This is a genomic window from Psychrobacter sp. Ps4 (genome assembly GCF_022129285.1).
GTDB classification, from domain to species: Bacteria; Pseudomonadota; Gammaproteobacteria; order Pseudomonadales; family Moraxellaceae; genus Psychrobacter; species Psychrobacter immobilis_A.
In genome coordinates this window covers 17,230-29,829 of record NZ_JADQAK010000004.1, presented here as the reverse complement: position 1 = coordinate 29,829, position 12,600 = coordinate 17,230, and the positions used below count along the sequence as shown (strand labels likewise).

At 42.4% G+C, this 12,600-nt stretch carries 12 protein-coding genes; 4 read left to right on the top strand and 8 right to left on the bottom strand.

Translation table 11 applies throughout. From position 1 onward, the window contains the following. The first annotated feature begins 22 nt into the window (after positions 1-22). Entirely contained in the window at positions 23-574 is a 552-nt protein-coding gene (locus tag I3252_RS03595; protein ID WP_238034252.1) for a histidine phosphatase family protein, read from the top strand. A 77-nt stretch (positions 575-651) separates the two neighbouring features. Here I3252_RS03595 and I3252_RS03590 read toward each other — a convergent pair whose 3' ends face one another. The 6 genes from I3252_RS03590 to ppsA form a co-directional block, all read right to left on the bottom strand. Then, a complete protein-coding gene (locus I3252_RS03590; RefSeq protein WP_055124252.1) occupies positions 652-900 on the bottom strand; it encodes a hypothetical protein in 249 nt (82 codons plus the stop codon). Positions 901-1,170: 270 nt separating this feature from the next. Further along, positions 1,171-1,680, bottom strand: a complete 510-nt coding sequence (gene rplI, locus I3252_RS03585; protein WP_045446903.1) for a 50S ribosomal protein L9 — start codon at positions 1,678-1,680, stop codon at positions 1,171-1,173. 26 nt (positions 1,681-1,706) lie between these two features. Beyond that, a complete protein-coding gene (rpsR, locus tag I3252_RS03580; RefSeq protein ID WP_010198808.1) occupies positions 1,707-1,937 on the bottom strand; it encodes a 30S ribosomal protein S18 in 231 nt (76 codons plus the stop codon). A gap of 16 nt (positions 1,938-1,953) precedes the next feature. Continuing rightward, positions 1,954-2,358, bottom strand: a complete 405-nt coding sequence (gene rpsF / locus I3252_RS03575; RefSeq protein ID WP_045446907.1) for a 30S ribosomal protein S6 — start codon at positions 2,356-2,358, stop codon at positions 1,954-1,956. 281 nt (positions 2,359-2,639) lie between these two features. After that, positions 2,640-3,635, bottom strand: a complete 996-nt coding sequence (locus tag I3252_RS03570) for an RDD family protein (protein ID WP_238034251.1) — start codon at positions 3,633-3,635, stop codon at positions 2,640-2,642. Between the two features lie 129 nt (positions 3,636-3,764). Beyond that, on the bottom strand, positions 3,765-6,149 hold the full coding sequence (gene ppsA, locus I3252_RS03565; RefSeq protein ID WP_045452104.1) for a phosphoenolpyruvate synthase: 2,385 nt from the start codon (positions 6,147-6,149) through the stop codon (positions 3,765-3,767). A gap of 594 nt (positions 6,150-6,743) precedes the next feature. Here ppsA and I3252_RS03560 point away from each other — a divergent pair. The 3 genes from I3252_RS03560 (at position 6,744) to sthA (ending at position 9,929) form a co-directional block, all read left to right on the top strand. Then, positions 6,744-7,640 (top strand): pyruvate, water dikinase regulatory protein, encoded by an 897-nt coding sequence (locus tag I3252_RS03560; protein WP_045446910.1) that lies wholly within the window; start codon positions 6,744-6,746, stop codon positions 7,638-7,640. Positions 7,641-7,793: 153 nt separating this feature from the next. Continuing rightward, positions 7,794-8,198: a DUF4377 domain-containing protein gene (locus I3252_RS03555; RefSeq protein WP_238034250.1), complete on the top strand. Its 405-nt coding sequence runs from the start codon at positions 7,794-7,796 to the stop codon at positions 8,196-8,198. A gap of 81 nt (positions 8,199-8,279) precedes the next feature. Beyond that, positions 8,280-9,929, top strand: coding sequence for a Si-specific NAD(P)(+) transhydrogenase (gene sthA / locus I3252_RS03550; RefSeq protein WP_045452107.1), 1,650 nt, complete (start codon positions 8,280-8,282; stop codon positions 9,927-9,929). Between the two features lie 128 nt (positions 9,930-10,057). Here sthA and I3252_RS03545 read toward each other — a convergent pair whose 3' ends face one another. Next, positions 10,058-11,260 carry an ABC transporter permease gene (locus I3252_RS03545; protein ID WP_238034249.1) on the bottom strand — a complete coding sequence of 401 codons (1,203 nt, stop codon included), beginning with the start codon at positions 11,258-11,260 and terminating at the stop codon, positions 10,058-10,060. Then, positions 11,260-12,597: an ABC transporter permease gene (locus I3252_RS03540; RefSeq protein ID WP_238034248.1), complete on the bottom strand. Its 1,338-nt coding sequence runs from the start codon at positions 12,595-12,597 to the stop codon at positions 11,260-11,262. The genes I3252_RS03545 and I3252_RS03540 overlap by 1 nt, the downstream gene beginning before the upstream one ends. Between the last annotated feature and the right edge of the window lie 3 nt (positions 12,598-12,600).

The window sequence follows — 12,600 nt, the reverse complement described above, 5'->3', positions numbered from 1 at the left end:
TCAACAAGGACAATACTCATTCATGATTCTCTATATTTGGCGTCATCCCAAACCGATGAATACTGAAGGAATTTGTATTGGACAAACTGATGTCGGCGTCGATAAACGTAAGTTGAAACGTCTTGCCAATAAAATCGAGCGCTTTGTGCGTTTGCATCAATTGCCAAAAACAATTTGGGTCAGCCCCTTACAACGTTCACTAAAAGTCGGGCAAATATTAGCGCAACGTGGTTTTGAGTGTCGCGTCGTGCCTGAATTGGCTGAGATTCATTTTGGCGAATGGGATGGATGTCGGTGGGCGCAAATCACCAAGCAAGAGATTGATGAGTGGTGTCATAATTTTGCCCATTTTGCGCCCAGTCATGGAGAGAGCTTGCAGCAGCTATTTGAGCGTGTTGAAGGTTGGTTGGTTAAGGTTTCAACTGAACAAAAAGATAGCCCAGTATTAGTCATCGGTCATGCAGGCTGGATAAATGCAGCCAAGATAATAGCTGCTGACCAAGAAGTGCCGAAAACAGCCGCTGAGTGGCCGCGCTCTGTCGCATATCTGTCCTGTAATCGTATTGATATTTAATTAAAAAAACGGCCATTATATTGACCGTTTTTAAATTTTGAATGCTTTTGAGTGCTTTTGAATAATTTAGGAGGCTGTTAGCTTTCAGCTTGTAGCTCATCGATTTTTTCAAAATAGGCTCTCTCGTTTTCTGCTAATCCTAGGTTCGAATCAAAGCTCACATAAATGCCTCTATCATCCAGTGTTGCATACCAGTGGTCTGCATCATTATCGGTTAGGATTTGAAAGTATTTATTATTAACGATTCTACCCACCTTATAAATTTCACCTTCGCTATAAAAATGATTGCCTTGGGTACAGCGTAATTTGTCGTCAGTATTTATCATGTCATTGCAGCCTATCGTTATCTAAATAAAATCTATCAATCAAATACAACGAGCATATCAACTCAGGTGACAATAATAAAGATGACTTTATAGGTAGTATCTTATTGTTAAGTATAGGCTTTCCAAGCTATTTATTACAAATAGTTGCTAGAATATATCACTGTTCAAAATACCTGATAAAATCATCAATTAAGCGCGATAGCAAAACGCAAAAAAGCCAGCAACATGACGTTACTGGCTTTTTTAGACTAGATCTAGATATTCAAAAAATTACTCTTCTGAATAATCTTCGTTCTCGTCTTCAACTTCTGTTGCTGACTCTTCGTTGTCGCCATCTTCAGAAAGAATGGTAACTAGAATAGTAGCGGTAACGTCATGATGTAGCTGAATATCAACATTGTATTCGCCAACTTGACGTAAAGTGCCTTCAGGAAGCTTGATTTCAGCACGGTCTACTTCTAGACCTGAGTTAGTCAATGCCTCAGCAATATCACGAGTACCGATAGAGCCGAATAGCTTGCCTTCGTCGCCTGATTTAGCACGCATGATGACATTAACGTCAGTTAGCGCATCAGCACGTTCTTGAGCAACAGCTACTTCTTTCGCTTCTTCAGCTTCAAGCTCGGCACGACGTGCTTCGAACTTTTCAATGTTAGCTGCAGTAGCAGGTAGTGCTTTACCCAAAGGGATAAGAAAGTTACGTCCGTAACCTGGTTTCACATCGACAGTTTCACCGAGTTTACCAAGGTTGACGATACGCTGTAACAAAATAATTTGCATGAGTCATTCCTAGTTAAAATTAACGGTTAACCCTGATGGTTATCAGTGTATGGAAGTAGCGATAAATAACGAGCTTGCTTGATAGCAGTAGCTAGTTGACGCTGATATTTAGTAGATGTACCGGTAATGCGGCTTGGTACGATTTTACCATTATCACTGATGTACTGTTTTAGCAATTCAACATCTTTATAATCGATGTGAGTGATGCCTTCAGCAGTGAAACGGCAGAATTTGCGACGGCGATAGAAACGTGCCATGAGTATTCTCCTTTAATTAGTCTTCACTGTTGTCGTTGTCGTCATTATCGTTTTCACGACTGTCTGGACGACGAGTAGTTGCTTTGCGTGCGCGTTTTTCATCGGCATTCTTGGCTAACTGCGACTCTTCAGTGACAGCGTCGTCACGGCGCATAACTAGACTACGAATGATCGCGTCGTTATAACGGAATAATTCTTCAAGTTCAGCTAAAGTTTCACCGTCAGTTTCAATGTTGAAAAGAACGTAGTGAGCTTTGTGAATCTTGTTGATTGGATATGCCAATTGACGGCGGCCCCAATCTTCTAAACGATGGATAACACCGTTGTTGTCTTGAACTAACTTGATGTAGCGCTCAACCATTCCGACCACTTGGTCGCTTTGGTCTGGGTGTACAAGTAACACCAGTTCGTAATGTCGCATTATGACTCCTTACGGATTAGTAGCTATTAACCCTATGTTAATAGCAAGGAGATTTATAAGGTAAGCCCGATTTCTAGCTATTATTATGAATAAATAATAAGAAATAAGCTTAGTTTATAAAGCGCCGTATTATAACAGTAGTCAGACATTAACACAAAGGTTAATCGCTGAGATACTGCCAATAAACTACAAAAGCAATGAATTATCTTCTCACAATAAAAAAGCAACGATAACACGCTGCTTTTTTATCAAAACAATAAGATGGATTGTTAATAAACAAGCTATTTTATCTTTGGTTCTTTCACTAACTGACTACTATCTGCTTTTACCACTAAGGTTTTGGCCAATTTGTCATGCCAGCCGATATTTTCAGGGCTTTTCGATGCCATGTAATAGTGAATAGCAATAATCACGAACCCTAAAAAGCTAGTAAACGAAAACAATAAGTTATAAATAATAAATAATAACAAAGTACGCACACCAATAAGCTTGGTAAAAGAGGGCAACCGATGGGTGGTTTGATCCACCACGCGAATACCCGTAATCAGCTTACCGAGTGACTGACCACGCAGTGTGATAAATACCAATTGCAGCGCAAATAAGCCAAATACCATCACTTGCGACATCATCAATGTGCTACTAGGAAGACTCTCCATCAGTGTCATTGAATACTGATAAGCCGCATCCATGTCTTGGATATTTTGGAATTTGGTATAATCCACATCCATTTTGGTCAATGCCATCACTAGCGGAAAAATAGCCAGTAGATAGAGTAGTCCATTGATGGCTGTTGCTAATACTCGCGACATAATCGGTGCAAGTACCACATTGCCGACGACTTTGTCTTTGCTAGACGCAGCCTTATTGCTATTAGACTTGTTTAGTGACACATTATTGTGCGGTGTTTGCTGACGATTGGTGGTCATGTCAGCTTTCATATTTTTATCCGTGTCTTTTGGACGTTCAGGCTTGCCATACAATCTATCTAATGAAACTGATTTGCTATCCGAGCTATTGCTAGCGTTGTCTTCAGGAAAAACAGTTACATTATTGATAATAGAGTCATTAACATCATGACTGCCAACGTTTGTAGGTCGATAAACCGTTTGATTATTAGTCAAGTTACCGACACGCTGCCATTGGTCTAAGCCTTCATGCCACATCAAATCATCCAGCAGTACTTCACCAGATGCCAACATGATATTCAGCTGCTCCAAATTGTAGGGACCAGCTTGTACGTTATTTCGAGCAAGGAAAATCTGCATAATTGCCTGCATAGTTAGTCATATCTTAAGTCACTATATATGATACATAATATTAGGGTCTATTTAACATTTTTCAAATAGACCCTAATCATTGTTCCTTTAATGACTGTGTGAATTACTGCCGTGACTGAACGTTAGGGCTTACTTCGCTTCTTCACCAGCTAAGAAGAACCAAGTATCTAGTACAGAATCAGGGTTCAACGACACTGAGCTGATACCTTGTTCCATGAGCCAGAACGCGAGATCTGGATGGTCTGATGGACCCTGACCACAGATGCCGACATATTTGTTTGCTTTACGGCACGCATCAATCGCCATGGTCAATAGCTTCTTAACCGCAGGATCACGCTCATCAAATAGATGTGAGACGATACCTGAGTCACGGTCAAGACCAAGTGTCAACTGAGTCAAGTCGTTAGAGCCGATTGAGAAACCATCGAAGTGCTCTAGGAATTCATCTGCCAATAGGGCGTTGGTTGGTAGCTCACACATCATGATAACGCGTAAACCGTTTTCGCCACGTTTTAGACCGTTTTTCTCAAGTAATTCGATGACTTCTTTGGCTTCGCCAACGGTACGAACGAATGGAATCATAATCTCGACGTTGGTCAAGCCCATCTCATCACGTACGCGTTTTAGTGCTTTACACTCAAGCTCAAAGCAGTCACGGAAATTATCAGACACATAACGACTGGCACCGCGGAAACCAAGCATTGGGTTTTCTTCTGATGGCTCGTATAATTTACCACCAAGCAGGTTAGCATATTCGTTTGATTTAAAATCTGACATACGAACGATAACTGGCTGATCCATAAAGGCAACGGCTAGCGTTGAGATACCTTCGACCAACTTATCCACGTAGAAATCTACCGGTGAGGCATAACCAGCGATACGCTCTTGGATGGCTTGTGCAATTTCGCGTGGCAAGCTGTTCATATTTAGCAAGGCTTTTGGATGCACACCAATCATACGGTTGATGATGAATTCTAAACGCGCAAGACCAATACCTTCGTTTGGCATTTGCGTGAATGAGAAGGCACGATCTGGATTACCAACGTTCATCATTACTTTGAAGGCAAGCTCTGGCATAGACTCAACAGAGTTGGTCTGCACTTCAAAATCAATTTGGCTTTCATAAATGAAGCCAGTATCACCTTCGGCACAAGAAGCAGTTACGTCTTGACCATCAACCAATAGCTCAGTCGCATTACCACAACCAACGATGGCTGGAACACCTAGCTCACGAGCAATAATCGCTGCGTGACAGGTTCGGCCACCACGGTTAGTGATGATAGCAGAAGCACGCTTCATGACTGGTTCCCAATCCGGATCGGTCATGTCTGATACGAGTACATCACCTTCTTGTACTTTATCCATCTCATTTAAGTTGCTAACGATACGGACTTTGCCTGAACCGATACGCTGACCGATTGAACGACCTTCACACAATACTTTAGCGTTAGTCGTGTCGATGATATAACGTTCCATAACATTGCTGTCTTGGCGGCTCTTAACCGTTTCAGGACGCGCCTGAACGATAAAGATTTCATTGGTATCGCCGTCTTTTGCCCATTCGATGTCCATTGCTTGGCCATAATGCTTTTCGATTGTTACGGCTTGTTTAGCAAGAGAGGTTAGCTCTTCAGTTGATAATGAGAACTGCATACGATCTTGTTTTTCAACATCGACAGTTTTCACTGATTTAGTGGTGCTACCTTCATCACCGTAAATCATTTTCTTATGCTTGCTGCCTAGGTTACGGCGAATCACCGATGGTTTGCCATTGGCTAGCAATTGCTTAGAAATATAGAATTCATCTGGGTTAACCGCGCCCTGTACAACCATTTCACCTAGACCATAGCTTGACGTGATGAATACCACTTGATCAAAACCGCTTTCGGTATCTAGCGTGAACATCACACCCGCCGCGCCAGTTTCTGAGCGAACCATACGCTGTACAGCAGCAGATAAGGCAACGCCTTCATGCTCAAAACCTTTATGGACACGATAAGAGATGGCACGGTCATTATATAGTGATGCAAATACTTCTTTAATTGCAATTAGGACGTTATCAATGCCGCGAATGTTCAAGAAAGTCTCTTGCTGACCCGCAAATGATGCATCTGGCAAATCTTCGGCAGTCGCAGAAGAACGTACAGCAACCGCGATGTCTTCGCCGCCGCTCATCGTTTCAAACGATTGACGTACTTCTTGCTCAAGATCACTTGGCAGCTCTTGCTCAATAATCCAAGTACGAATCTTTTTACCCGTTTCTGCAAGTTTTTTGACATCATCAACATCTAGCGTTTTTAGTTCGCTGTTGATTTTGTCAAGCAGGCCAGTTTCATTCAAAAAGCGGTTAAATGCATTTGATGTGGTGGCAAAGCCGCCTGGTACACTAACACCCAAATCAGACAAATGGCTGATCATTTCACCTAATGAGGCGTTCTTGCCGCCGACCATTTCAATGTCGTCTTTTCCTAGCTGATCAAGATTGATTACAAGTGCTGTAGATTGCGCTGCCATGATAACTCCAGAAAATAAGGTTATTTAGTAAAGATTATAACGGTGAATTATACCGCTATATTTGGAGAATTTCGAGGGGTTGAACCAATATTTTTGTCAAAAAGATACAAATTGTGGGCTTTGCTACATAATTAATAGAAGGTTATTCATTTTTTTATTTTTGAGATGACGTAAAAATGCGAGTAAAGACCACTCTAATTATCAAGATATGTTTATAAATCGGCTGATAAATAGAGGGTTTAAAATAAATAACAGAAGAGCTTTAGGATATTCTTATAATATTTGCCTTTATATATAGCAGATAATGCTGCGCTAGTATGAGTAACCAGTCAGCACAATAATGGTTATTAATCGGCATGATAAGATTAAAGGCACTGTGGCTTTCTAAGTGTACGCCTGTAACATTGATTTCTATTAGGTCGCTATTATGCGTATAATGTAGAGCATAAATAGTAGCGGTTTATCCTGATATAAATGTGCAATATTAGCGCTTATACAAAACGAAAATTACGTCTGAAAATCAAGTCTAAAGCCGATCAAAAATAAAAGCCAAATGAAGATTACCATTGTGTTTTCAATCGAGGTGCCAACGTTATGTACTCAAGTAATCCAGCTGAACAACTGAATCCCACTATTCAAAATCGCAACGCGTTAAACTTAGACAGCTCTCAAGCCGTTCGAACCGCTTTTTTTATCTCAGATGGCACAGCGATTACGGCGGAGACGCTTGGCCGCGCTATCTTGAGTCAGTTTGCTTCAGTACCTTTTGAAACACGAGTGTTGCCATATGTCGATAGCTTAGAGCGTGCAGAAGACGCTGTTGAGCAAATCAACATGGCGTATCAACGAGATGGTTTGTTGCCATTAGTCTTTGATACGATTGTTAACCCTGATATTCGTGAAAAGATCAATTCTGCCCAAAGCTGTAACTTGGATATGTATGAGGGTTTGATAGGTCGCGTCGCTGAAGAAACGGGTGTGGAGCCTGACGGACATTCGGGTCATGCACACGACGATGTGGATTCTGAGACTTATAAAGAACGTATCGACGCGGTGCATTTCGCTTTAGACAATGATGATGGTGCGCGTACGCGTCATTACGATGCGGCCGATATTATTTTGGTGGGCGTATCACGTTCAGGTAAAACACCGACTTCTTTATACTTAGCCTTACAGTTCGGTATTCGAGCAGCAAATTATCCTTTGACCGAAGATGACTTGTACGATAATCAATTGCCAAAAGCATTGCGCGAGCACAAAGACAAGCTGTTTGGTCTATTGATCGATACCGATCGCTTGGTGAAAATCCGTCAAGAGCGCCGTGCGGGCAGTCGTTATTCGAGCTATCAGCAATGTCAGCAGGAGCAGCGGGCGATACAGGGGATTTATATCACGCATGGTATTCCAAGCCTTGATGTCTCTGAGATGTCCGTTGAAGAAATCGCTACGCGCATCTTGCAGATGACGGGTCTCAAACGCCGTATCGGCTAATAAAATATAAGCTATCAATGAATGGCTTGAATCAATTAATTGTTTAGTAATAACGATTTAGCAATAACGATTGCTCAAAAAAGAACCATTATTTAAAGCATCACTATTAATAACTATCATTTAATACCATCTCATTATCACATAGAGAATATTATGAGTTCATCTTATAAATCTAGCAAGACCCCTTTATTATTGGCCAGCTTGCTGAGTGCGGTCAGTTTACTGAGTGCTTGCCAAACGTCACCTTTTTCACTTGAGCCAGTGCCTGAGCCACGTTATATCCCAACCATTGTATTGGGTGAAGCGCAAACGCTAACAATCATGCCCAATCGTGTGGCCTGCGCCTCGGCATTACCGATGCAGTGTTTACTGGCCAAATCAAGCAAAGATGGCAGCGTGTTTCAGGTACCTTATGATTGGATTGATGACTTTAAACCAAGCCTTGGCACAGAATATGTGATTAGTGCGCGTCCGCAGATTGACGAGGGACAAAAAAGCGCGACTGGGCATTGGACACTGCAAAATATTGTGTCACAACGTATGGTGGGCACGCCTTAGTCGTGTGGTTTTGACTCAAGCAATTATTGATTCATACACAGTCTAAAAATCAAATAAATAAGTAAATGTAAAGAGGACACGATGGGAACTAAAAAACCAAGCGACGCGACCAATGATATTGGTAAAGACATTCATACCGAAGTATCAAATAAAGAAAGCGGTCGCGTGCCGAATCCTGAACATACTGAAGGCAAAAATAAAAAACAAAATATTGAACAAACCCATGAGCAGGTCACTGATGATGTCATGCACCATCCTGATCTTATTAATCCGCTCGATGATACGCGAATCGATATCAAGTCTGGTTATACGAAAGATTCACGTCGCTTAAAAGGCGATAACCACGAGTATGAGTATGATGCGGTCGTTTTAGGAGCAGGTCCTGCTGGCGAAGCGGCAGCTATGAAACTGACTAAATCTGGCAAAAAAGTGGTGGTCATTGATCCACGTGATCAGGTAGGTGGTAACTCTACCCATGTGGGTACGATTCCAAGTAAAGCACTGCGCCAATCGGTATTTAACCTCATTAACTTTCGCCGTGATCCTATGTTTACCAAGGCGATGGAGTACAAGCAAGTTCCTCTAAATAGAGTGCTTGCCAATGCTCGAAAAGTCATTCGCAATCAGGTTAGTACGCACACACGATTCTATGAACGCAATCGCATTGAAGTGATTCAAGGTTGGGCAAGTTTCATTGATGCTCATACTTTGCGTGTTGAAACCGATGACAATGTCTTTGAAACCATTACCTTTAATAAAGCCATCGTAACGGTTGGTAGTCGTCCTTATCGCCCTGAAATTTTAGACTTTAACCATCCGCGCGTTTTTGATTCTGATAAAATTTTGCAAATGGATTATGTGGTCAAAAAAATTATCATCTATGGTGCGGGCGTGATCGGTTGTGAGTATGCCTCTATCTTTACGGGTCTTGGTTATAAGGTTGATTTGATTAATAACCAAAATCAATTGCTCAGTTATCTCGATAGCGAGATTAGCGATGCTATCGCGCATGACTTTAGACAATTTGGCGTATTGATTCGTAGTAATGAAGAGATTGATCATCTTGAAACGCATGACGATTATGTCGTCTTGCATCTAAAGAGTGGTAAGCGCATCAAATCTGATGCCATTCTTTGGTCAAATGGTCGCTCAGGTAATACGGAAGGTTTAAACTTAGAAGCGATTGGTCTAAAAGCAAACAGCCGTGGTCAATTAAAAGTTGATGATACCTATTGTACTGAAATCGAAAATATCTATGCCGCAGGCGATGTGATTGGCTGGCCATCTTTGGCTTCTGCCGCTTATGACCAAGGACGCTGTGCGGCGGCCTTTATGGTTGGTGATAGCGATGCGGAACCAGTGTCAAGCGTGCCAACTGGTATCTATACGATTCCTGAAATTTCTTGTATCGGTAAAACTGAGCAAGAGCTAACCGACGAAAAAGTCCCATACGAAGTGGGTCAAGCATTCTTCAAGCATTTGGCACGTGCACAAATCATTGGTGAACGCTCAGGCGTACTAAAGATTTTGTTCCATCGTGATACGTTAGAGATTTTAGGCATCCATTGCTACGGTAACCATGCATCAGAGATTATCCATATTGGACAAGCCGTGATGAAGTGTAAGAGCAATAATACACTTGAGTACTTTGTGAATACTACTTTTAACTATCCAACGATGGCAGAAGCGTATCGCGTGGCGGCACTAAATGGTCTTAATCGTGTTTTTTAAGTGATAGAATATTAAAACGTTATAAATAAAAAAGCGCCTGCTATTTAGCAGGCGCTTTTTTTGATTCAGGATTATTGATTTGGCTTTTATTGATGGCAGTCGCTAATGACATGCAATCGTCTTTTGCTTTAGGACACTGTTTTAAGTGCTTTATTCGCGTCATGCCAGCGCACCCACATAAGTAGCGCAAAGTAAAACACCCATAAGGCGGCTAGTGCATAAAATCCAGTAGAAACTTGGGAAATACTAGCCCCCATTTGATTAAGCTGGACGGAGGTGTTGATACCCGGTGTCGTGGGTACGAACCAACGTATGATCTGTAAAACTGTGGGCAGCTGATCTGCTGGCCACGGATAACCACTGACAAAAAACATCGGTAGTGAGCTAAAAATTAGGATTTGCATACTACGTTCGCGCTGGCGAAACCAGAGTCCAAGCACACAACCAAGTGTCGCCACGGTTGGACAAAATAACAAAAGGAACAGTAAACTGCCAAGCATGTTTTGCCCACGCGGATAGTGGTGTAGCTCAAATGTCCAACCATAATAAAAGCAGCCAATAATGAAGCTAAACATACTGAGCGCAGCAATTCGCCCAAGCCAACCACGGATACTTGTCGCATGTCGCCGCTGCTCATACCATGTACCAATCAGCATCGCTGTGGCGATTAATAAGGTTTGTTGCAAAATTAGAATAGAGACCGCTGGCACCACATAAGCGCCATAACCTTCTGTTTGATTGTATAAAGGGATAATTACTAATGGTACCGCTTGAGTATTAGCAGCCGCTGTTGCTGAATAAGCACCTTGTGCCACGTTTTTTTTGACTTCAATCCCTGCTGATACCGTACTGACTGCTTTTAAAAAGCCCATCTGTACGTTTTTATTTAACAGAAAGTAGCCGCCATTACCCAATACGCTGACGCTCGCCGCTTTTCCCGATAGTACTTGCTGCTCAAGCCCACTTGGAATGACCATGTACCCAGCGATTTCATCTGACCACATGGCCTCTTTAGCCTGCTGCTCGTTGAGAAAAAGCTGTGTGTCTAACTGTGGACTGGCACTCGCATAGCGAACGATGGTTCGTGATAGATTACTATTGTCGTTATCAATGATACCAACAGGTACATGGTTGACCACTTCTGTCGAATACGGCCAAGGATAAAAAAAACCATAAATAATAGGGGCAATCAGTAAGAGTAATAGCACACCTTTATCAGAAAAGATGTCCTTAATGGTCTGTAAAAAACTACCTAAGAAACTAGGTGTTGAGGACTGCTTGGTTGAATCTGACGTTGTCGAAGATAAATGGTCTTTTGGTGGTAATGACATTAGCGCGCCCCCCAACGTTCAGGATGCGCCAGCGCGCGTTTGGTTAATAAAGTAGTCAGGGTCATCGCAATCGTCGTGGCAATAGCCAGACCATAGACGATCGGCAATGACACAGCAACAGGGGCTTGCATCTGTAATTGTGCAATGTGCAGTTTTAGATAGTGAGTGAGTGGCAGTGCATCTGACCAATGCCGAGCACTGTCACTGATAGCAATATAAGGGAAGGTCACACCAGCAAAGGCATAAGAAGGTGCTGAAATAAAACCAGTAGCAGACAAGCCCATGCGTAATGAAAATGAGCCTAAGGTAAAGATAGCACCCAGCCAAAACGATAGCATTATTAATAATATCAAACCAGCATAAGTTGCAAGCACTGAGCTCATGGCAACGGATTCTTGCGGCGTGGCAAGCCATAGAGCCAACATCGCCCAAATGCTAAAGGCCAATGTCGGCCAAAAGTATTTGCCCAACAGACCAAACAATAAGACTAAAACGTTTGCACTTTCCGTCATATCTTCATTCGCATGACTAGAGACAGAGATTTGATCATTTTTGCTCATGTTATGGTTGTTTTCTACGGCATTTAATATTTGCCCTGATGTTGACTCGTTTTTTGTGATTCGTGTCAAATTGGGATGACCTGTACTGATAAAGCGATACCAGTGGCCGAGTCGTTTATCCCGCAGCTCACGACCAATCGTCGTTGCACCGATCACCATCGCTAAAATATGCAGCAGCGCGGGTATGACCGTTGAAGCCAAAAACTGCTGATAATCGGTGGCTGCATTAAACAGGCTGATACGCTGTATGCCAATCGGTGAGTAAGCAATCGCAGCTTGCGACGGTGCCATGCCTTGTTTGACCAAGCGTTGTATCTCAACGCCTGCCGATAACGTCCCAGCGACCGCTTGAACGCTGGTTTGGATAATGCCCGAATGTGTACCGTACTGAGCATTTACTTGTAAAATTAATGGAGCAGGCTCAGCAGATAAAATATGCCGAGAAAAATCTTCAGGGATAATGACAATAGCGTAAATATCACGCTGCAAAATAGCCGCTTTTGCCTCAGCCTCTGAGTAATAAAGTTGTCTAACCGTTAGAGTAGGGCTGGCTTCCAAATAGCGTACCGCGGTATTGGCAATCGGGCTATTGTCTTGGTCTATCACCCCAATGGGCAAATCCGTAATCTGTGTTTGTGAAAATATCCACCAAATCAGTAGGACGGTTGCCAGTGGTATCCAGACCACCATACTAAAGTCCCACGGATTTTTGGTCAAAAACCGTCGCTCATAGGCAGCACTACGTAAAAAAGCCTTACTTAACTTCATCGGGTGCATGGC